The sequence below is a fragment of the Methylobacterium sp. 1030 genome (genome assembly GCF_040544715.1).
GTDB lineage: Bacteria > Pseudomonadota > Alphaproteobacteria > Rhizobiales > Beijerinckiaceae > Methylobacterium.
Genome location: NZ_JBEPKM010000017.1, coordinates 59716 through 80842 on the forward strand (window position 1 = coordinate 59716; position 21127 = coordinate 80842).

Consider the following 21127-nt stretch of genomic DNA (forward strand, 5'->3'; position numbering starts at 1 on the left):
CGGGATCGTGAATCCCGATCCTGCCCGCTCTCGGGGTCGGAGGAGATTGGTAACCACGCCGGCCCATCATCCGGCCCGGTCGCGCCGCCTGAGCGCGTCGGGAGTGTTGCGTATGGTCCCGGTCCAGCCCCGCCGTCACGCCCGCCCGCACGCCGCGCTGGGTGCGGGCCTGTCCCTGCTGGCCCTGCTCGGAGCGCCCGGCGTCGCCCTGGCGCAGGGGACCGGCGCGGCGCAGGGCGGCCCCGCGCCGGTGCCGCCGCTCGCCGCGCCGGTCGCGGTGCCGCCCGCCGCGGGCGAGACCGCGAAGAGCCAGGAGCCCCGCGCACCGGAGGCGAAGGGTGAGGCGAAGGGCGCGGCCGGCAAGCCGGCGGAGGCCAAGTGGGCCGACACCAGGCCGGCCGAGACCAGGCCGGCCGAGCCCCGGGCGACCGAGGCCGCGCCGGAGCCCGTCCCGGCGCAGGGCAAGGCGCAGGATGCCAGGGCACAGGACGCGAAGGCCCAGGACGGCAAGGCGTCGGAGAGCAAGGCGTCCGACGCCCGATCGGCCGAGACCAAGTCCCAGCCGGCCAAGCCTCAGGAAGCTGCGAAGAGGTCCCGCGAGCCGGCGCCGCTGGTCTACGCCAAGGTCTCCGCCGACCCGAACCCGACGCTGACGCCGCGGACGTTCCTCGACACGCTCCGGGCGGCCGAGCGCTACGCGGCCTTCGCGGAGGCCGGGGGCTGGGAGCGGCTGCCAGACGATCTCGCGCGCCTCAAGCCCGGCGAGCGCCACCCGGCGATCCCCGCCCTGCGCCACCACCTGACGCTGACCGGCGACCTGCCGGCGGATGCGCCCGCGAACGACCGCCTCGACCCGCCCCTGGTGGCGGCGATCGCCGCCTTCCAGGGCCGCCACGGCCTGCCCGACAGCGGTATCCTTGGCCGGCTCACGATCAACGCGCTCAACGTGCCGGCCGCGGTGCGCCAGCGCCAGCTCGCCGCCTCCGCGGCCCGGTTGATGGGCTCGAAATTCCCGTTCGGCGAGCGCTACGTGGTGGTCAACATCCCGTCCGCCGCCGTGGAGGCGGTGGAGAACGGCGCCGTGGCGCGCCGCTACGTCGCGGTGGTCGGCTCCCCCGACAAGGCGACGCCGTCCGTCGAGACGCGGATCACCGACATCAACTTCAACCCGACCTGGACCGTCCCCGCCTCGGTGGTGAAGAACGAGATCATCCCGGCGATGCGCAAGAACCCGGGCTACCTCGCCAAGAACCGCATCCGGATCCTGGGCCCGGCGGGCGAGGTCGACCCGACCCGGATCGACTGGGCGGGCCAGAAGGCCGTCAACTACACGCTGCGCCAGGATTCCGGCCTCGACAATTCGCTGGGCCAGGTGCGGATCGACATGCCGAACCGCTTTGCCGTCTACATGCACGATACGCCGGCGAAGTCGCTCTTCGCCGCGAGCGTCCGCTTCCACAGCCACGGCTGCGTCCGGGTCGGACAGGTGAAGGAGCTGGTCGGCTGGCTGCTGCAGGGCACGGACGGCCCCAACGGGCCGGGCACGAACTGGGGGCCGATCGAGATCGAGACCGGCATCGCCGACGGCGAGCGCCGCGACATCAAGCTCACCAAGCCGATCCCGGTCACCTTCGTGTACCTCACCGGCTTCGCCACGCCGGACGGGAAGGCGCATTTCCGCGACGACATCTACAACCTCGACACGCCGGCGCCCGAGCCCGCCGCCACCGGCGCGATCCCGCCCGCGGCGGGCGCGGACGCCGCGAAGCCGGCCCCCGCCACCGCGCCGGCCCCGCCCCGGCCCGGTGCCGCCCACGACGCGAAGCCGGCTCCCGCGCGGGCTGCCGCGGCCAAGCCCGCGACGGTCGGGCCCGCGCCGGTCAGGCCCGCACCGGCGAAGCCGTCGCCGGAGCGGCCCGTTACCGAGCACCGCAGTTTGGAATCCGTCGAACCTACCCGCTAAAGCCAACCCAGCTATGCGATTCTCGGCACGCCGGAACATGCCGGCGGGCCGGCCATTGGCCTGCAGAAGGCGCGTTCGCCCCTCCGCGGCGTGACGGAGCGGCGCGCCGAGCCAGCGAATCGCATTGGAGACGACCATGGCCAAGGCCAAGCCGAGCAGCCGCATCGAGAGCGCGCGCCTCAACACCCCGACCGACCTCGATCCGAGCGACGTCCGGACGATCGCCGAGGGCCTGACGGTCCTGAGTTCGGACCTGTTCGCCCTCTACATCAAGACCAAGAACTTCCACTGGCACATGAGCGGACCCCATTTCCGCGACTACCACCTCCTGCTGGACGAGCAGTCGGCCCAGATCTTCGAGATCATCGACGCGGTGAACGAGCGCGCCCGCAAGATCGGCGGCACGGTCCTGCGCTCGCTCGGCCAGGCCAAGAGCCTGACCCGCGTGGCCGACAACGATGCCGAGTACGTCTCGCCCCTCGACATGCTCAAGGAGCTGCGCGACGACAACAAGGCCCTCACCGCCAACATGCGGACCCTCCACGGGGTCACCGACGAGGCCGGCGACGTGGCGACCACCTCGCAGCTCGAGGAGTGGATCGACCAGTCCGAGGAGCGGACGTGGTTCCTCTACGAGACCACCCGCAACGCGACCGACAGCGGCCACTGAGCCGCGCCCTCCGGCACCGGCGCGGCCGGCGGCGGGTCGGGCCTCGCCGCGCCGCTAGCCGGTTGCGAGATCGAGGTGCACCTTCACGAGGCCCGGATCGTCCGGGTCGCGCCCCTGCGTGAAGCCGAGGCGGCGGCACACCGCCAGCATCGGCCGGTTCTCGGCCAGCACCGTGCCCTCGACCCGGCCGATCCCCTCGGAGCGCGCCCAGTCGATCATCAGGCGCATCAGCGCGAAGGCGAGGCCCGTCCCGCGGGCGTCGCGGCCCACCGCGATCGCGTACTCGCCGCTCTCGTGGTTGGCGTCGGCGTGGAGCCGGACCGCACCGAGCATACGCTCGCCGCCGCCCGGCCCGATCTCCGTGGCCACGAACGCAATGGCGCGGGCGTAGTCGAGCTGCGTCAGGCGGGCCAGGAAGGCGTGGCTGAACTCGCGCACCGGCCCGAAGAACCGCAGCCGCAGGTCCTCCGGATCAAGACCCTTGAAGAAGGCCAGGAACAGACCCTCGTCCTCCGGGCGCACGGGCCGCACCCGCACGGTCCGGTCCTTGAGGTTGAGCGTGCGGATCCACTCGGCCGGATAGGGCCGGATCGCGAAGCGCGGGTGGCCGCGGCCGAGGGCGCCGCGCTCGGCGCGGCCGATCCGGACCCGGGCGTCGAGGGCCAGCACGCCGGTCTCGTCGGCCAGGAGCGGGTTGATGTCGAGCTCGCGCACCTGCGGCAGGTCGGCGGCGAGCTGCGACAGCTTCACCAGCGTCAGCGCGATCGCCCCGAGATCGGCCGCCGGCACGTCGCGGTAGGCCTCCAGGCGGCGCGCGACCCGGGTGCGGGCGATGAGGTCGCGCGCCAGGGTCAGGTCCAGCGGCGGCAGGCCGAGGGCGCGGTCGTCGATCACCTCCACGGCGGTCCCGCCCCGGCCGAACACCACCACCGGGCCGAACACCGCGTCCTCGGCGAGGCCGGCGATCAGCTCCCGGCGCTGGCCGCGGCGGACCATCGGCTGCACGGCGAAGCCGGTGACGCGGGCGTCGGGCCGCTCCCGGCGGGCGCGGGCCAGGATGCTGCGGGCGGCCTCCGCGACGTCGGCCTCGCTGGTCAGGTCGAGGTGGACGCCACCGATGTCGGACTTGTGCACGATGTCCGGCGAGACGACCTTCAGCGCGACCGTCCCGCCCGCCGCGATGATCGGCCACGCGGCCGCCGCGGCCGCGTCCGTGCCGGGGGCGAGCGTGATCGGGACGGTCGGGATCCCGTAGGCCTGCAGGAGGCCGTTCACCGCCACCGGGTCGAGCCACGCGGCGCCCTGGCGCAGGGCGGCGGCGACGATCGAGCGCGCCCGCGCTGTGTCGGGCGAGAAATCCCGCGGCAGGGAATCCGGCGTGCGCATCAGGTCGTCCTGCGCCTCGCGGTAGCGCACGAGGTGCAGGAAGCCCTCGATCGCCTCGGAATCGGTGGTGAAATGCGGGATCCCGGCCCGCGCGAAGGTCTCGCGCGCCGCCTCCGCGTCGCCCAGCGTGACCGCGAAGACCGGCTTCTTGCGGGTCTGGCCGGCGCGGGCGGCCTTGACCGTCGCGGCGACGGCCTCGGCCACCGCGCCGGCTTCCGAGCGGATCGTCGGCACGTGGATCGCCAGCACGGCGTCGCTCGTCCGATCCGTCAGCAGCGGCGTCAGCGCGGACGCGAAGGCCGGACCGGCGGCGTCGACGCCGAGGTCGAGGGGGTTTCCCGGCGCGCGGCCCTCCGCCTCGGCGGGCGCCGCCAGGGTCCCGGCCCGCTCGATCAGCCGGTCCGCCGCGAGGAGGCCGATGCCGCGGCCGTTGGACACGATCGCCAGCCGGTGGCCGGGGAACGGCCGCTGCCGCCCTAGGGTCTCCACGGCGGAGAACATCGCGTCGAGGTCCGGCACCGCCAGCAGGCCGGCCCGCCGGAAGGCCGCGGCGTAGACCGCGTCCGGGCGGGCCAGGGCGCCGGTATGGGTGACGGCGGCGCGGGTGTCGGGCCGGTGCCGGCCGGCTCGCAGGACCACGACGGGCTTGGCCCGGGCCGCGGCGCGGGCGGCCGACATGAACCGGCGGGCATCCGCGACCCGGTCGAGGCAGAGCAGGATCGCGCGGGTGCGGAAATCGGCGGCGAAGTGGTCGAGGCAGTCGGCCACGCCGATGTCGAGGACGCTGCCCAGCGACAGCACTGCCGAGAAGCCCGTGCCGTGGCGGGCGCCCCAGGCGACGATGGCGGCCGCGACCGTGCCGGATTGCGAGACGAGGGCGAGGTCGCCGGCCTCGGGCGCCTGGGCGAACAGGCTGGCGTTGAGCCTCGCGCCCGGGACCGCCAAGCCGGCGCTGTCGGGCCCGAGCAGGCGCAGGCCGTGGGCGCGCGCGATCCCGTGGGCGACCGGACCGGGATCCCCCGGCCCGGATCCGAGCCGTGCCGTGAGGATCACGGCCGCCCCGGCGCCGATCGCGGCGGCCTGCGCGACGACCTCGGGCACGCTCGGCGGCGGCACCGCGATCAGGACGAGGTCGGGGGCGGCGGGCAGATCCGCGACCCGCGGCACGCAGGCCAGCCCGTCGACGGTCGTTTGGTCGGGCTGGACCGGCATGATCGCGCCGGGAAAGCCCGCGGCGCGCAGGCTGTCGAGCACGCTGCGCCCCAGCGAGCCCTCGCGCCCCACCGCCCCGACCAGGGCGATCGAGCGGGGCGCCAGCAGCTTGTCGAACCGGTAGGTGCTCACGACCGGCGGCTCACGACATCGTCACGGGACGCGGTCCCGCAGGCCGTTCCTGGCGGCACGCATCTGGCCTCTCGCTCACGTCCGAACGGACGAGGCGCCGGGGCGCCCGCCGCCCTCCCAGATGGCGCGATCCGGCGCGCCTGCAACGCCCGGTCGGCACGCGCCGGCCGGAAATCGCGTGGTCGACGCGAGCGCGGTCTCCAGACCTCCTTTTGTTCAATATCGGGCGCCATTTATCCACTCTAAGACGGCACTTGTGGGCATGTGTGGATTGGACTTGCTATTGAATTCACACCACCATAGTAACTGCCCATTAACTACCCTGTATCGGGTCGAGCAGAGACAGATCCCGGCCGGCGTCGGTGGCCGGCTGGGATCGATTGGAGGTTACGGGATGGACGCCACGGGTGAAGGGCAACCGGACTATCTCACGCTGTCCGTCGACATCGTGTCGGCCTTCGTGAGCAACAATCCGGTCCCCGCGCCGGAACTGCCCGGGCTGATCGCGGCCATCCACGCGACGCTGCACGGGCTCGGCGAGCCCTCCGCCCCGCCGGCGGAGCAGCTGCGGCCGGCCGTGCCGGTCCGGCGCTCGGTCCAGCCTGACTTCATCGTCTGCCTGGAGGACGGCAAGAAGTTCAAGTCGCTGAAGCGCCACCTGCGGACCCACTACAACCTGACGCCCGAGGAGTATCGGGGAAAGTGGGGCCTGCCGCCCGACTACCCGATGGTGGCGCCGAACTACGCCGCGGCGCGATCCAGCCTCGCCAAGAGCATGGGCCTCGGCCACCAGCGCCGGAAGGGCTGACGGCGCGGCGCTCTCATCCGCGTCCGCGTCCACAGCTTTCGGAGGCGGGTTAGGCATCGGGCAAGCCGCGCTTGCGAGGGTCGGGGGCCCGTCAGCGCCTCCGAGACCCGATGCCCGGCAAGCCCAGCCTCGTCGCCCGCCTGTTCTGGACGGCCGTGATCGGCCTCCCCTTCGGGCTCTGGTACGGCCGGCCGGCGCTCGCCGCGACGGGACTCGCCCTCGCGCTCGTCCTGCTGCGGCATCTCGGGCGCCCGCGCCGGTTCCGGGCCCGGGTGCGCCGGATCGCCCGCGCCCATGCCGAGACGCTGGCGCTGCGGCGGCGGCAGGAGAGCTACACCGACCCCTACGGCAACCGGATCGAGGACGGCTGGCTGCGCGAGCGCGATTATTTCCTCGAGCGGACCGTCGTGCCGCAGCTCGGCCCGCGCTTCGCCGACCTCGCCGAGGCGGAGCACGCGCGGATGCTGGCGATCGTCGAGGCCGAGGCCGCCGCCGTCGCGCTCCCGGAGGAGGACGAGGCGCCCGGGGACGGGCTGGACTACGAGCGCTACTGCGCCGAGCGCCTGGTCCGGGCGGGCTGGCGGGCGCACCGGACGCCGGCGAGCGGCGACCAGGGCGCCGATATCGTGGCGGTGCGGGACGGGCTGCGCCTCGTCGTGCAGTGCAAGCGGCTGAGCAAGCCCGTGGGCAACGCCGCCGTGCAGGAAGCCGCCGCGGCCCTGCGCTACTGGGACGGGGACCGGGCCGCCGTGGTGTCGAACGCCGGCTTCACGCCGGCGGCGCGCCGGCTCGCCACGGCCACCGGCGTCCTCCTCCTGCACCACGACGCCCTCGAGGCGATCGAGGCGTTCGACCTCGCGGAGACGTGATGCCCGTCAGGCGAGCGGGCCGGGGATGGCGATCTCCGCCTCGCTGAGCAGGCGCGCCTCGTGGCGGCGCACGAACAGCCACAGGGCCAGGCCGCCGAACACCACCAGGGCGAGCAGGGTCAGGCCCACCGGGCCGACAATGTGCTCGATCTGGCGCCCGCAATAGTACGAGCCGATGCCCATGCTGCCGGCCCAGACGATGCCGCCGAGGGCGTTGAAGGCGAAGAAGCGGCGCGCGTCCAGGCGGTTGACCCCGGCGAGCAGGGCCGCGTAGGCGCGCAGCATCGCGGTGAAGCGGCCGAAGAACACGATCTTCCCGCCGTGCTGGCGGAACAGGTACTGGCCGAGCTTGAGCCGCCCGTGGTCGAGGGCGATGAGATGGCCGTAGCGGAGCAGCAGCGGCATGCCCCAGCGCCGCCCCGCCCAGTAGCCGACATTGTCGCCCAGGATCGCCGCCGTCGCCGCCGCGGCGATGACCAGGCCGATGTTCAGGTTCCCGGTGCTACCGGCGTAGACAGCGGCCGAGATCAGCACCGTCTCGCCGGGGCACGGCACGCCGGCGCTCTCGAGAGTGATGATCACGAAGATCGCGATGTATCCGTAATTCGCGATCAGGTCGGCGATGGGCAGGTCGTTCAGGAAGGCCATGCGGTCCTCGGGCCGGTCTCCGGGCAGAGCCCGGCGACACAAGCGGACGGAACGTGGCCTTAAGAGGGCCGATCTGCGGCCGGCGGCGTCCTCAGAGGACCTTCAGCAGTGCTTCGGCGCCGGACGCCTCGGCCTTCGAGGGCGTCTCCTCGACGTTGAGGATCCGGACGACGCCGTCCTCGACCAGCATCGAGTAGCGCTTCGAGCGCATCCCGAGGCCGAAGCCGGTGCCGTCCATCTCCAGGCCGAGGGCCTTGGCGAAATCGGCGTTGCCGTCGGCGAGGAATTCCAGCCCCTCGGCGCCGCTCGCCTTCGACCACGCGTCGAGCACGAACACGTCGTTGACGCTCGTCACCGCGATGGCGTCGATACCGCGCCCGAGGATCTCGTCCCGGTGGGTGACGAAGCCCGGCAGGTGGTTGCGGTGGCAGCTGGGGGTGAACGCCCCCGGCACGCCGATCAGGACCACGCGCCGGCCCTTGAACACGTCGTCGGTGGTGCGCGCGATCGGGCCCTCGGGGCCGATCACCCGGAAGGTGGCCTGGGGCAGGTGGTCGCCGACCTGGATCATCGCGGGTCCCTCGTTGTCGCGCGCTGGGATGGCGCGCGTGAGCAGCGCGCCTGACCTAGCGTGGCAGGGGGTGCCTGTCGAGGATGCGGCCAGCTCCGGCTTGCACCGCCCTCACGGGCCGATCAGCTTGATGAAGGCCGCCCCGGCCCCGAAGAAGGCCGCTCCCGCCGCCATGCCCGAGAGGGCCACCTGCCAGGGCGCCAGGGCCCGGTCACGGCCGAGCTTGGCCTGCTCGGCCAGCAGCTTCGCCTGCTCGGCGATCAGCTTGTGCTGCTCAGCGACGAACTTGCGGGTCTCCTCCTGGGACCGCTCGATCCGCGCCCGCTGCTCCTCGATGTCGAAGGTGGGAGCGGGTGCGACATCCGCCATGACCAGCGAGCCTCAACGGTGACCGCGCCGGCCGCGACGCGGACCGACCCGGGTATTGTGGGACAGGGATTGAGACCCGCACAAGCTTGGGGGAGGCTTGCTGCGTCCCTTTTGCCCGCTGGACAACGGAGGGGCGCGGCGTAGCATGGACGCATGGCGCACCCTCCGCACCGCAGGCCCGATCCCATGTCGGCAGCGTCGTCCCAGGCCGGGAAGGCGGCGCCGCTCCGGACGGAGCTGTCGGGCCCGCAATTCCTCGACGGGCAGTTCCTCGTCGCCATGCCCGGCATGGCCGACGAGCGCTTCGCCCGCTCGGTGATCTACATCTGCGCCCATTCCGCCGACGGGGCCATGGGCATCATCGTCAACAAGGCGGCGACCGACATCAGCATGCCGGACCTCCTGGTCCAGCTCGACGTCGCGCCCGAGGCGGACGCGATCCGCCTGCGCGAGCGGGTCGGCCACATGCCGGTCCTGATGGGCGGCCCGGTCGAGGGACGGCGCGGCTTCGTGCTCCACAGCGACGATTTCCACATCCAGCAGTCGACGCTGATCATCGACGACGGCATCTGCCTGACCGCGACCGTGGAGATCCTCCGCGCCATCGCCAGCGGCGAGGGCCCGGCCAGCGCCGTGCTGGCGCTCGGCTACGCCGGCTGGCAGGCGGGGCAGCTGGAGAGCGAGATCATGGCCAACGGCTGGCTCAACTGCCCGGCCGACCCGGCCCTGATCTTCAACGCCGACCTCGACGCCAAGTACGACCTCGCCCTGCGGGCGAACGGCATCGACCCGGCGATGCTGTCGATGACCGCCGGCCGGGCCTGAGCCGGGCGCGCTCGCCAGGGCGGCACGGCGTCTTCGCGAGCGCAGCGAAGCAGTCCAGGGCAGCGCGATGCTGGCCGGCGTAGCGTTCCTGGATTGCTTCGCTCCGCTCGCAACGACGGTTGCGCCGGGCCGCTGGCCGTCACCGGGCGGCCTTACTCCGGAACGGCGTCGCCGCCGCCGACCGCGTCCGGGTTCATGCCCTCGACCGCGGGCTTGGGCCGCGGCCGGCGGGGCGCCACGGAGGCGGTAGGCGTCGCCGTGTTGGCGCCGAGCCGGGTGGCCAGGGCCAGGGCGCGGTTCTCCGTCACCCGCAGATGGCAGAACCCGTGCGTGCCCTCGCGCGCGTAGGTGCGGCAGAGCTGCTCCCGGTCCGACGAGAACGCCGCCTGTTCGCTGACGATCGGCCGGACATCCTCGCGCCGGGCCCGCTGGGTCATCAGCTTGTAATTGTCCCGGACGGCCTTGTCGGCCACGCCGCGGGCGGTGTCGAACTCGCCGGCCCGCGGGATCAGGGTGGCGGCGCCCGGCCCCCAGAGGCCGACCGGCGTGGTCGCGCAATCCGCCGCCGAGAAGGTGCAGACCGGGCCCGAACCCAGGCTCGAGACCAGGACGCCGCCGTCGGTCACGTCGAAGCGCAGCGGGCACTCGGCCCCGGCGGCCTCGAAGCGGGGCACGCCCTCGGGCTTGCCCTCGGCGGTGAGCGCCACCGGATTGCCGCCCGCGAGCGGCACCGTGCACGAATCCGCCGGCTGCGAGATCTTGGTCCCCGGCAGCTTGATCCGCGCCGTGACGGCGGTGCCGGAACGCTCCAGCTTCAGGGATCCGGAGAGGCCGTTGAGCTGCAGCTCCTGGCCGATCACGCCGTCCTCAGAGGGCGTCTTCAGCACGACCGGGCGGGCCGGGACTGGGGCAGGCCGGGGCGCCTCGGGAGCCGCCGCGGGCGGGCCCGGCTCGCCCGGGGCCCCCGGGACGGGCGCCGGCTCCGGCAGGCCGCGCGGCGGCACCGGCGGCCGTTCCGGCTTGATGCCGAACAGGCGCTCGAAGAAGTTCTGGGCCCGCGCGGGGGGCGCGGCGAGCATCCCGGGCGCCGCGACGGCGACCGCCAGGATCGGGAGCAGGAGGCTGCGGGTCGGGCGCATCGGACTCTACGACGGGGACACGAAGTGGCGGGGCCACGCGCAACCCCTTGTCGAAACGTTAACACGCCGTCGATGGCGCCGACGTGGCAGCGGAGCAACAAAATGCAGCCACGCCACCGGGCCGGCGCCGGCGGTGCGGCGAGATCCTGCCGGAATGCCAAGGGGATGGCGCGGATCCGCGGGGCCGATCCCGCCGCGCAGGCTTCGCCTTGCGGGCCCGGAACGGGCTTCTTATATCGCCCTCGACGCGGGATTGCGCGCTGGGTTTCAGCCGTTCACGGCCCTTGATCCGGCCCGGGTCCCATACTCACATCACCCCCGACACCGCCATGGGCCGAGCTGCTTCGGGGCTCGGCGGTCTGCTTGAACGCGACACAAAGAGGGATCCCACCATGGGTAAAGTTATCGGCATCGACCTCGGCACCACCAATTCCTGCGTGGCCGTGATGGAAGGCACGCAGCCCAAGGTCATCGAGAATTCGGAAGGCGCGCGCACCACGCCGTCCATCGTCGCCTTCACGGACGACGGCGAGCGGCTCGTCGGCCAGCCGGCCAAGCGCCAGGCGGTCACGAACCCCGAGCGCACGTTCTTCGCCATCAAGCGGCTCATCGGCCGGACCTACGACGACCCGATGACCCAGAAGGACAAGGGCCTCGTGCCCTACAAGATCGCCCGCGGCGACAACGGCGACGCCTGGGTCGAGGCGGACGGCAAGAAGTACTCGCCCTCGCAGATCTCCGCCTTCACCCTGCAGAAGATGAAGGAGACTGCCGAGTCGCATCTCGGCCAGCCGGTCACGCAAGCGGTCATCACGGTCCCGGCCTACTTCAACGACGCCCAGCGTCAGGCCACCAAGGACGCCGGCAAGATCGCGGGCCTCGAGGTGTTGCGCATCATCAACGAGCCGACCGCGGCGGCGCTCGCCTACGGCCTCGACAAGAAGAAGTCCGGCACGATCGCGGTCTACGACCTCGGCGGCGGCACCTTCGACGTCTCCATCCTGGAGATCGGCGACGGCGTCTTCGAGGTGAAGTCGACGAACGGCGACACCTTCCTGGGCGGCGAAGACTTCGACAACCGGATCGTCGAGTACCTGACGGCCGAGTTCAAGAAGGAACAGGGCATCGACCTGACCAAGGACAAGCTCGCCCTCCAGCGCCTCAAGGAGGCCGCCGAGAAGGCGAAGATCGAGCTGTCCTCGGCCACCCAGACCGAGATCAACCTGCCCTACATCACCGCCGACAACACCGGCCCGAAGCACCTCGCGCTGAAGCTCAGCCGCGCGAAGTTCGAGTCGCTCGTCGACGATCTGGTGCAGCGCACGATCGAGCCCTGCCGCAAGGCGCTCAAGGATGCCGGCGTGTCGGCCTCCGAGATCGACGAGGTGGTGCTGGTCGGCGGCATGATCCGCATGCCGAAGATCCAGGAGGTGGTGAAGTCCTTCTTCGGCAAGGAGCCCCACAAGGGCGTGAACCCCGACGAGGTCGTGGCCATCGGCGCCGCCGTGCAGGCCGGCGTGCTCCAGGGCGACGTCAAGGACGTGCTGCTGCTGGACGTGACCCCGCTGTCGCTGGGCATCGAGACGCTGGGCGGCGTGTTCACCCGGCTCATCGACCGCAACACCACGATCCCGACCAAGAAGTCCCAAACCTTCTCGACGGCGGAAGACAACCAGAACGCGGTCACGATCCGGGTCTTCCAGGGCGAGCGCGAGATGGCGGCCGACAACAAGCTGCTCGGCCAGTTCGACCTCGTCGGCATCCCGCCGGCGCCCCGCGGCATGCCGCAGATCGAGGTGACCTTCGACATCGACGCCAACGGCATCGTTAACGTGACGGCCAAGGACAAGGCGACCAACAAGGAGCACCAGATCCGCATCCAGGCCTCGGGTGGCCTGTCGGACGCCGACATCGACCGGATGGTGAAGGACGCCGAGGCGAACGCCGAGGCCGACAAGAAGCGGCGCGAGCTCGTCGAGGTGAAGAACCAGGGCGAGAGCCTGATCCACGCCACCGAGAAGTCGGTGACCGAGTACGGCGACAAGGTCCCGGCCGCCGACAAGGGCGCGATCGAGACCGCGATGACCGCGCTCAAGACCGCGCTGGAGGGCGACGACGTCGAGACCATCAAGGCCCGGACCACGGAACTGATGCAGGCCTCGATGAAGCTCGGCGAGGCCATGTACGCCGCCAACCAGGCGGCCGGCCCGGATGCGGGTGCCGAGGCGGCGGCCTCCGAGAAGAAGGACGACGTCATCGACGCCGACTTCCAGGAGGTCGACGAGAAGGACCAGAAGAAGCGCGCCTGAGGCGCGGATCTGATACGACCGCGCGGGGCCGGAGCGATCCGGCCCCGCCTTTGCGTGAGAAGCGTATTCAGAAGCTCCGTCATGCCGGGCCTGCGGGGCCCGGAACCGGGAGCCGCCGGCCGATCGCGGATCCGCGTCGTCGGCGCCTCCGGTTTCCGGGCTCGTCGCGGCCTCCCGGAACGGCGGCGCGGTGGTAGAGAAGCGTCGCGGCCCGGGGTACGGGACGGGACGGGAAGGCACCTGAGGGCGGGATGTCGAAGCGGGACTACTACGAGATCCTGGGGGTCACCAAGACCGCCACGGAAGGCGAGATGAAGGTCGCCTTCCGCAAGCTCGCGATGACCTATCATCCCGACCGGAATCCCGGCGACAAGGACGCCGAGATCAAGTTCAAGGAAATCAACGAGGCCTATCAGTGCCTCTCCGACGGCCAGAAGCGCGCCGCCTACGACCGGTTCGGCCACGCGGCCTTCAGCCAGGGCGGGGCCGGCGGTCCCGGATTCGGCAACGAGTTCGGCGACTTCATGTCGGACATCTTCGACAATTTCTTCGGCGACGGCCGCGGGGCCGCCGGCGGTGGCCGCGGACGCGGCGGCACGCCGGGCCGCGAGCGCGGGGCCGACCTGCGCTACAACCTCGAGATCACTCTGGAGGAGGCCTTCACCGGCAAGGCCGAGACCATCAAGATCCCGACCTCGATCACCTGCGAGGTCTGCGACGGGTCCGGCGCGAAGCCCGGCTCGAAGCCGCGGACTTGCCCGACCTGCGCGGGCTACGGACGGGTCCGGGCGGCGCAGGGCTTCTTCGCCATCGAGCGGACCTGCCCCAACTGCCACGGCCGCGGCGAGATCGTCGACGACCCCTGCACCGCCTGCCAGGGCGCCGGGCGCGTCAACCGCGAGCGCACCCTCTCGATCAACGTGCCGGCGGGCGTCGATGACGGGCTTCGGATCCGGCTCGCCGGCGAGGGCGAGAGCGGGCTGCGCGGCGGGCCGGCGGGCGACCTCTACGTCTTCCTGTCGATCAAGCAGCACGAGTTCTTCCAGCGCGACGGCGCTGACCTGTTCTGCCGGGTGCCGATCTCGATGGTCACGGCCGCGCTCTCGGGCGAGATCACCGTGCCGGTGATCGACGGCTCGCAGACGCAGGTGCGCATCCCGGCGGGGACGCAGACCGCCAAGCAGTTCCGCATCAAGGGCAAGGGCATGCCGGTGCTGCGCTCGCGGGAGGTCGGCGACCTCTACATCCAGGTCTTCGTCGAGACCCCGCAGAACCTGACCAAGCGCCAGCGCGAGCTGCTCCAGGAGTTCGACCAGTCGGCCTCCCCGGAGAACCATCCGGAGTCCGCGGGCTTCTTCTCGAAGGTGCGGGACTTCTTCGGGGGCGCGGTCCGGCCGTGAGGCCGGATCCGAATCCCGGGAAGACCCGTTATGCAAGCGGCCGGCGTGGCTTGCATCCCCTAGGCGCGGCGCCGGCTTGACTGTAAGACAGCGCCGTCCCTAGCCATTCATTCTCATCCGGCATCAAGGAATCCAGGACTTGCCGCCGCTCCGCCGTCCCAACGCGAAGGCTCCTGCGGGCAGGAGCGCGATTTTCGGGCCGCGGCGCGACCCCCTCGAGGACGAGGCCCGATTCCTGCGGTCCTGGCTTGAGCGCCCCCTGGTCACGGGGGCCGTGACGCCCTCGGGCAAGATGCTCGCCCGGACCATGGCGGCCTACGTCGACCCGCGCCTCGAAGGGCCCGTGGTCGAGCTGGGCCCCGGCACCGGTCCTGTGACCGAGGCGCTGATCCGGCGCGGCGTCGCGCCGGAGCGGCTGATCCTCGTGGAGTTCAACCCCGATTTCTGCCGCCTCCTGACCCATCGCTTCCCGGGCGTGCGGGTCATCCAGGGCGACGCCTACAACATGCGCGCGAGCCTCCAGGACGTGCTGACGGAGCCCGCCGCCGCGACGATCTCGAGCCTGCCGCTGTTCACCAAGCCGCTGGAGCAGCGGCTCGACCTGCTCAACACCGCCCACGACCTGATGCGGCCGGGCGCGCCCTTCGTGCAGTTCACCTACGCGGTCGTTCCGCCGATCCCGGCCCGCTGCGAGGCCGGCAGCTACACCGCCGACCGCTCCAACCGGGTCTGGCTGAACCTGCCGCCGGCGCGGGTCTGGGTCTACCGCCGACCCTGACCTGAACACCGCCTGAGCGAACAGGTCACGTTTGCGTCAACTGGAAAGGCGCACACCTGGGACACGGCCGGACGCCACAGGGCGACCGGCGTGGATCAGGAGAACGCCGATGTTCACCAAGACCGCACGGACCCGTTTGGCCGCCGCCCTGGCCTTCGGCGGACTCGCCTTCGCGGCGCCGGCCATGGCCGCGCCCCTCGGCCGCGATGCCGGCCTGCAGGCGGAAGCCGGCGACGTCCAGACCGTCCAGTACGGCTACGGCTACGGGCACCGCCACGGCGGCTGGGGTCACCGCGGCTACGGCCCGCGCCATCACCACCACGGCTGGGGCCGGGGCCACCATCACGGCTGGGGGCACCGCGGCTTCGGCCCGCGTCACCATCACCACGGCGGCTGGGGCCATCGCCACGGCTACGGCCGCTGGTAAGGGCTCCGAGCCCGCCGCGCCCGGCCACGGCTCCGTGATGGCCGGGCGCGCCCGCTAGCCGGCGCCCACCCGCTCGAGGACGGGCGGGCGCTCCGGCGGCGCGTTGCCCATTCGGTAGGCCGCCCGCAGCGCGGCCTCCGCCCGGTCCGCGGCGGCCTCGTCGGCCGCGTGGACGATCCCGAGCAGCCCGCCGGACGATCCGGGACCGGCGAGATCCGTGAAGCCGACCCGCGGGTCGACCGGATCCTCCGGCCGGGTGCGGCCGCCGCCGAGCCCGATCACCGCCAGGCCCAGCGCCCGCGTCGCGATCCCCGCGACGGTCCCGTCCTGACGGACCGCCCGGCGCACCGGCGCGGCGGGCAGATGCGCCTCCGGCCGCTCCAGGAGATCGCCCGGTCCGCCGAGCGCCGCGATCATGCGGCCGAAGCCCTCGGCCGCCCGGCCCGAGGCGAGGGCCTGCTCCAGCCGCTCCGCGGCGCTATCGCGGTCCGGCGCCAGGCCGCCGACGACCAGCATCTCGGCGCCCAGCGCCACCGTGACCGCGTGGAAGCGCGGCTCGCGGCGCGCGCCCGTCAGGTAGTCGAGCGCGTAGGCGACCTCGACGGCGTTGCCGGCCGCGCTGGCGAGCGGCGCGTCCATGTCGGTGATCAGCGCGGCGGTGTGCAGGCCGGCCCCCTCCGCAACCGTGACGATGCTCTGGGCCAGCGCCCGCGCCTCAGGCACGCCCGCCATGAAGGCGCCGGAGCCCTGCTTCACGTCCATCACGAGCCCGTCGAGCCCGGCGGCGAGCTTCTTCGACAGGATCGAGGCGGTGATCAGGTCGCGGGACTCGACCGTGCCGGTGACGTCGCGGATCGCGTAGAGGCGCCGGTCCGCGGGCGCGAGTTCGGCGGTCTGGCCGATGATGGCGCAGCCGACCTCCGCGACGACCCGGCGGAACGCGTCGAGCCCGGGCGTGGCGTCGTAGCCCGGGATGCTGCCGAGCTTGTCCAGCGTCCCGCCGGTATGGCCGAGGCCGCGCCCCGAGATCATCGGAACGTAGCCGCCGCAGGCCGCGACCATCGGGGCGAGCGGCAGGCTCACCGCGTCGCCGATGCCGCCGGTGGAGTGCTTGTCGAGGACGGGCCCGGGCAGGTCCCAGGCGAGGATCCGGCCCGATTCCGCCATTGCGCGGGTGAGCGCCACCCGCTCCGGCAGCGACAGGCCGCGGAAGAACACCGCCATGGCGAAGGCCGCCGCCTGCCCCTCCCCGACCGTGCCGTCGGTGAGGCCGCGGATGAAGGCCCCGATCTCGTCCGGATCGAGGGGCTGGCCGTCGCGCTTGGCCCGGATCGTCTCCTGAGGCAGCCGCACGCTCACAGCGTCCGCGCCCGCATCAGGGTCTCGAACAGGCTGCTCGCCCCGAGCCGGAAGGTTCTCGGGCTCACCCAGCCGGGACCCATCAGCCGGTCGGCGAGGTCGAGGTAGGTGGCGGCGTCGGCGACGCTGCGCAGGCCGCCGGAGACCTTCAGGCCCGCGGGGCGGCCGCCGGCGCGGATCTCGGCCAGCATCGCCTCGGCGGCTTCCGGGGTCGCCGAGACCGGGCTCTTGCCCGTGGAGGTCTTCAGGAAGTCGGCGCCCGCCTCCAGGGCGATCCGGCTGGCCTCCCGGATCCGCTCCGGCTCGGCGAGCGCACCCGTCTCCAGGATCACCTTCAGGGTCGCGGATCCGCAGGTGTCGCGCACGGCCTCGACCATGTCGCGGGCCACCGCCGCCTCGCCCCGCAGCAGCGCGCCGTAGGGCAGGACGAGGTCGATCTCGTCGGCGCCGTCGCGCAGCGCCTCGGCGGTGTCGTCGGTGGCGCGGGCGCAGTCCTCGCCGCCCGCGGGGAAGTTGATCACCGTGGCGATCCGGATCGCGGTGCCCGCGAGCGCCCGCGCGCCCTGCGCGACGAAGCGCGGCCAGACGCAGATCGCCGCGACGCCGCCGCGCTTCGCGTCCCGGCAGAGGACGTCGATCCGGGTCTCGGTGCAGGTCTCGCCGAGATCGGTGAGGTCGAGGAGCGGCAGGGCCCGGCGTGCGACCGCGCCGGCTTCGGGGTCAGTCATCGGCTGTCTCTCCGTCGGGCAGGCCGGCCACGAACGCCCGGACCAAGCGGCCGAGATCCTCCGCGGCCCGGGCCGCGACTTCCTTCGTCTCCGCGTGGTGCGGCGCGCCGCCGGCAATGCCGGCCGCGAGGTTCGTCACCACCGAGACCGCCGCCACCGGCAGGTCGAGGAACCGGGCGAGGATCACCTCCGGCACGGTGGACATGCCCACGAGGTCGGCGCCCAGGATGCCGGCCATCCGCACCTCCGCGGGCGTCTCGAAGCTCGGGCCCGAGAACCACGCGTAGACTCCCTCCCCCAGGGGCACGCCGCAGGCCCCGGCCGCCGCGCGGAGCCGCGCCCGCAGGTCCGGGTCGTAGGCCTCGGTCATCGGCACGAACCGGGCGTCGCTGGCCTCGCCGATCAGCGGGCTCAGGCCGGAGAGGTTGATGTGGTCGGCGAGCAGCACGAGGCAGCCGGGCCCGGTCGCGGGCCGCAGCGATCCGGAGGCGTTGGTGAGGAGCAGGCGGCGGGCGCCGAGGTGCCGGGCGCAAGCGAGCGGCACCCGCATCGCCGCCGGGTCACCGCGCTCGTAGGCGTGGGCCCGCCCCTCGAAGATCAGGACCGGCCGCCCGGCGAGGCGGCCGCGATGCAGCCGGCCGCCGTGGCCGCTGACACCGGGCCCCGGAAATCCGGGGATCGCCGCGTAGTCGACGGCGCGCGCGTCCGTGAGGGCCGCCGCGATCCCGCCGAGGCCGGTGCCGGTCACCACCGCGCAGGCGTAGGGACCCGCGAAGCCGGCGGCGCGCAGGGCGTCGCGGGCGGCCGCCTCACTCACCGAGCGTCTCCGGGCCGAAGGATTCCGGCAGCAGCTCCGCCAGCGTGAAGGTGCGGGCGACCCCGCCCGGACCGGCGGCGTGGATCGGGGTGTCCGGCCGGGCGAACTCGCGGATGCGCTGGCGGCAGGCGCCGCAGGGCGTCACCAGGCCGTTGCCGTCGCCGCAGACCAGGATCGCCGCGATGCGCCGGCCGCCGGCCGCCACCATGGCGGCGATCGCCCCGGCCTCCGCGCAGGTCCCGACCGGGTATGCGGCGTTCTCGACGTTGCACCCGGCGTGGATCGCGCCGCGCTCGTCGCGCAGCGCGGCCCCGACGGGGAAGCGGGAATAGGGCGCGTGCGCGTGCGCGCGCACCGCGCGCGCCGCCTCGAACAGGGCTGCGAGCCCGTCATCGTCCCGTGCTGGGTCCCGTGCTGGATCCGCGGCCTGCATGGCCGATCTTTGGCACCCGCCGGGGCGCCCTGTCGAGGCCCCGGGCGGGAGTCCGGCGCGGCGCTCAGCGGGTCGCCGGACCGGCGCCGAGGAGGCTCGCCGCCTGACGCAGGTCCGCGTCGCTGCGCGGGCCGCTCAGGGCGTAGGCGGTGTCGCCCGCGTTCCACGAGACGACGTCGCCGTCGTCCGAGCCGGTGATGAGCGTCGTCGGTCCGCCGCGGATGCCGCGGGTGGCGAACAGCGACGCCTCGCCGAAGCGCTCGGTCTCCAAGGCGACCTCGATCCCGGTGCCGTGCCGGGCGGGGAAGACCTGGATGTCGCGCACCCGCCAGCCGTCCGGCAGGGCCGGCAGGTCGATGCCGGTCGCCGAGCGGAGCCGCGCCCGGTCGTAGACCGGATCGTCGGCCTGGCCACCGATGCTCTTGCGCAGCTGCGCCACGACCCGGGCCTGCCGCGCGTCGGCGATCAGGGCCGGATCCGGGGTCGCCGCCAGGGTGTCGGGAACGCCGAAGCGGCCGATCTCGTCGTGGGCCAGCCAGCCCGCGCCCACGAGCACCGCGATCGCGGCGGCCCGCTTCAGGCGCGAGGCGACGCGGCGCCAGCGCAGGTTCCGGTCGAAGCGGCGCGCCAGGACCATGTTCCGGTCCGGCCCGGGCCCCGGAACGCGCTCGAAGCAGGCCCTGAGGGCGTCGCGATCGTGCATCTCGGCCATCACCCGGGCCGCGGCCTCGGGATTGGCCGCGAGGTGCGCCTCGACGTCGAGACGGCGCATCGGGTCGATCTGGCCGTCGACGAAGGCGATGAGATCGTCGTCTGTGATCGGATCGATCATCGTGAAGTCCTCGAATCCAGCGTGCCCGGAGGCGATCCGCCGGTCGCAATCGTCAGTCGGCACCGGCGCCCGCGGGTGCCGGTCCTTCATCAGCTCCGCGCTCAGCTCTCTCCGACGGCGCGTCGCAGAGGCCAGGCGGACCTTTCCCGCGGCTCGTCGGACACGACGAGCCGGAGGGTGGAGGGCGGTCCGCGCCGCGTCTCGGGTGTCTTGGCGGGCTCCGCCTCGTCGGAGCTGCGGTCGGTCCGCGTCCCCTCCTCGAAGGCCCGCAGAGCCGCCCGGCCGCGGCCGAGACGGGACATCAGCGTGCCGATCGGGATGCCGAGGACGGCCGCCGCGTCGGCGTAGGCCATGCCTTCCAGGGTGACGAGGTGGAGCGCCGCGCGCTGCTCCTCCGGCAGCTTGAGGAAGGCCTGCCGGATCTGGGCGAGGCGCACCTGACCCTCCTGGGCCGGCGGCGCCATGTCCTCGGTCATCCGGACCAGTGTGTCGGCGTGCCGCGCCTCGACCTGCCGGCGGCGCTGCTCGTCGATGAAGGCGTTGTGCAGCACCGTCATCATCCAGGTGCGCAGATTGGTGTTCGGCCGCAGCGAGCCCTGCATCTCCAGGGCCCGCACCAGCGTGTCGTGCACGAGGTCGTCGGCCCGCAGCGTGTCGCGGGTGAGCGACCGCGCGTAGCGCCGCAGGGGCACCAGCAGGTCGAGGAGGTCCGCGCGCTTGTTCTTGTCCGATGCCATGATGTGTGAACGCGGGGGCCGCACGTTTAATCCCGCCTGCCGGCCCGGCGTCGCGGTCAGGCCTGGTCGAGGGTGGCGGCGATCCCCGAGATCACCCGCGGATCGGTCGGCTCGACCTGCGTGGCGAAGGCCGCCGCGAGGCTGCCGTCGCGGGCGATCAGGTACTTGTGGAAGTTCCAGCGCGGCGTCTCGGCGGGGCGCTCGGCCGCCGCCCAGCGGTAGAACGGGTGGGCGCCCGGCATCTTCACCCGGGTCTTGGCCGTGAGCGGGAAGGTGACGCCGTGATTCCTCCGCGCCGCCTCCGCGATGGCCTGGCCGTCCAGGGGTTCCTGGTTGCCGAAATCCGGCGACGGGACGCCCAGCACGATGAGCCCGCGATCGCCGAACCGCGTCCAGATCGTCTGCAGCCCGGTGAGCTGCCCGGCATAGCCGCAAGCTGTCGCGGTGTTGACCACGAGAATCGGCTTCCCCGCGTAGGCGGAGAGCGGCATCGGCGCGGCCTCCGGGGTCTCGAAGGCGAAATCCGTGGCCCGCGCGGTGCCGGCGGGCTGCTCCGCGGCGCGGGCGCCGCCGGCGAGACCGGCACCGATCAGGATCAGGGCCTCGCGGCGCAGCAGCGTCATGGCGGTGACCTCTTCGCGACCTCGTCGCGCCACTGAGCGCGCGATTTTCCGCGCGGCAACGCGCCCGACCCGCCACGGTTTCATGCGCCGCG

Annotated in this window: 21 protein-coding genes; 9 read left to right on the forward strand and 12 right to left on the reverse strand. The window is 73.0% G+C overall.

Going from position 1 to position 21127, the window contains the following annotated elements:
- Positions 1–112 precede the first annotated feature (112 nt).
- Together ABIC30_RS23380 and ABIC30_RS23385 are read left to right on the forward strand one after the other, a co-directional pair.
- Positions 113–1963, forward strand: a complete 1851-nt coding sequence (locus ABIC30_RS23380) for a L,D-transpeptidase family protein (protein WP_354456126.1) — start codon at positions 113–115, stop codon at positions 1961–1963.
- 136 nt (positions 1964–2099) lie between these two features.
- Positions 2100–2633, forward strand: coding sequence for a Dps family protein (locus ABIC30_RS23385; protein WP_020093819.1), 534 nt, complete (start codon positions 2100–2102; stop codon positions 2631–2633).
- A gap of 54 nt (positions 2634–2687) precedes the next feature.
- On the opposite strand, the gene ABIC30_RS23390 is transcribed toward ABIC30_RS23385, so the two are convergent.
- A complete protein-coding gene (locus tag ABIC30_RS23390; RefSeq protein WP_354456127.1) occupies positions 2688–5363 on the reverse strand; it encodes a bifunctional acetate--CoA ligase family protein/GNAT family N-acetyltransferase in 2676 nt (891 codons plus the stop codon).
- A 394-nt stretch (positions 5364–5757) separates the two neighbouring features.
- Between ABIC30_RS23390 and ABIC30_RS23395 the strand changes: the two genes are divergently transcribed.
- Complete coding sequence (locus ABIC30_RS23395; protein ID WP_020093821.1) at positions 5758–6171, forward strand: Ros/MucR family transcriptional regulator; 414 nt, start codon at positions 5758–5760, stop codon at positions 6169–6171.
- A 110-nt stretch (positions 6172–6281) separates the two neighbouring features.
- A complete protein-coding gene (locus ABIC30_RS23400; RefSeq protein WP_354456128.1) occupies positions 6282–7040 on the forward strand; it encodes a restriction endonuclease in 759 nt (252 codons plus the stop codon).
- Between the two features lie 6 nt (positions 7041–7046).
- On the opposite strand, the gene ABIC30_RS23405 is transcribed toward ABIC30_RS23400, so the two are convergent.
- The 3 genes from ABIC30_RS23405 to ABIC30_RS23415 form a co-directional block, all read right to left on the reverse strand.
- Entirely contained in the window at positions 7047–7688 is a 642-nt protein-coding gene (locus ABIC30_RS23405; protein ID WP_056523681.1) for a DedA family protein, read from the reverse strand.
- A 91-nt stretch (positions 7689–7779) separates the two neighbouring features.
- Complete coding sequence (locus ABIC30_RS23410) at positions 7780–8259, reverse strand: peroxiredoxin (RefSeq protein ID WP_020093824.1); 480 nt, start codon at positions 8257–8259, stop codon at positions 7780–7782.
- Positions 8260–8370: 111 nt separating this feature from the next.
- On the reverse strand, positions 8371–8628 hold the full coding sequence (locus tag ABIC30_RS23415) for a hypothetical protein (RefSeq protein ID WP_020093825.1): 258 nt from the start codon (positions 8626–8628) through the stop codon (positions 8371–8373).
- A gap of 279 nt (positions 8629–8907) precedes the next feature.
- Here ABIC30_RS23415 and ABIC30_RS23420 point away from each other — a divergent pair, with 279 nt between their 5' ends.
- Complete coding sequence (locus tag ABIC30_RS23420) at positions 8908–9453, forward strand: YqgE/AlgH family protein (RefSeq protein WP_244513896.1); 546 nt, start codon at positions 8908–8910, stop codon at positions 9451–9453.
- 152 nt (positions 9454–9605) lie between these two features.
- Here the strand turns inward: ABIC30_RS23420 and ABIC30_RS23425 are convergent, their stop codons facing one another.
- Entirely contained in the window at positions 9606–10592 is a 987-nt protein-coding gene (locus tag ABIC30_RS23425; RefSeq protein ID WP_020093827.1) for a hypothetical protein, read from the reverse strand.
- A 392-nt stretch (positions 10593–10984) separates the two neighbouring features.
- Between ABIC30_RS23425 and dnaK the strand changes: the two genes are divergently transcribed.
- From dnaK to ABIC30_RS23445, 4 genes are all read left to right on the forward strand, one after another.
- Positions 10985–12901, forward strand: coding sequence for a molecular chaperone DnaK (gene dnaK / locus ABIC30_RS23430; RefSeq protein WP_020093828.1), 1917 nt, complete (start codon positions 10985–10987; stop codon positions 12899–12901).
- A 251-nt stretch (positions 12902–13152) separates the two neighbouring features.
- Entirely contained in the window at positions 13153–14301 is a 1149-nt protein-coding gene (gene dnaJ / locus ABIC30_RS23435) for a molecular chaperone DnaJ (protein WP_020093829.1), read from the forward strand.
- Positions 14302–14440: 139 nt separating this feature from the next.
- Complete coding sequence (locus ABIC30_RS23440) at positions 14441–15079, forward strand: class I SAM-dependent methyltransferase (protein ID WP_020093830.1); 639 nt, start codon at positions 14441–14443, stop codon at positions 15077–15079.
- Between the two features lie 109 nt (positions 15080–15188).
- Positions 15189–15506 (forward strand): hypothetical protein, encoded by a 318-nt coding sequence (locus tag ABIC30_RS23445; protein ID WP_020093831.1) that lies wholly within the window; start codon positions 15189–15191, stop codon positions 15504–15506.
- A gap of 54 nt (positions 15507–15560) precedes the next feature.
- On the opposite strand, the gene deoA is transcribed toward ABIC30_RS23445, so the two are convergent.
- The 7 genes from deoA to ABIC30_RS23480 all read right to left on the reverse strand — a co-directional run bounded on the left by deoA (position 15561) and on the right by ABIC30_RS23480 (position 21035).
- On the reverse strand, positions 15561–16859 hold the full coding sequence (gene deoA / locus ABIC30_RS23450) for a thymidine phosphorylase (RefSeq protein WP_026605027.1): 1299 nt from the start codon (positions 16857–16859) through the stop codon (positions 15561–15563).
- A 2-nt stretch (positions 16860–16861) separates the two neighbouring features.
- Positions 16862–17593, reverse strand: coding sequence for a deoxyribose-phosphate aldolase (deoC, locus tag ABIC30_RS23455; RefSeq protein WP_020093833.1), 732 nt, complete (start codon positions 17591–17593; stop codon positions 16862–16864).
- On the reverse strand, positions 17586–18410 hold the full coding sequence (locus ABIC30_RS23460; RefSeq protein WP_020093834.1) for a purine-nucleoside phosphorylase: 825 nt from the start codon (positions 18408–18410) through the stop codon (positions 17586–17588). Before ABIC30_RS23460 ends, deoC begins: the two co-directional genes overlap by 8 nt.
- Positions 18403–18843: a cytidine deaminase gene (locus ABIC30_RS23465; protein WP_020093835.1), complete on the reverse strand. Its 441-nt coding sequence runs from the start codon at positions 18841–18843 to the stop codon at positions 18403–18405. Before ABIC30_RS23465 ends, ABIC30_RS23460 begins: the two co-directional genes overlap by 8 nt.
- A 64-nt stretch (positions 18844–18907) precedes the next feature.
- The gene (locus ABIC30_RS23470) at positions 18908–19675 is read right to left on the reverse strand and encodes an anti-sigma factor (RefSeq protein ID WP_026605029.1); all 768 of its coding nucleotides are present in this window, start codon (positions 19673–19675) and stop codon (positions 18908–18910) included.
- Between the two features lie 101 nt (positions 19676–19776).
- Positions 19777–20412 carry a sigma-70 family RNA polymerase sigma factor gene (locus ABIC30_RS23475; RefSeq protein WP_020093837.1) on the reverse strand — a complete coding sequence of 212 codons (636 nt, stop codon included), beginning with the start codon at positions 20410–20412 and terminating at the stop codon, positions 19777–19779.
- A 56-nt stretch (positions 20413–20468) separates the two neighbouring features.
- Positions 20469–21035 (reverse strand): glutathione peroxidase, encoded by a 567-nt coding sequence (locus ABIC30_RS23480; RefSeq protein ID WP_020093838.1) that lies wholly within the window; start codon positions 21033–21035, stop codon positions 20469–20471.
- Positions 21036–21127: the final 92 nt, after the last annotated feature.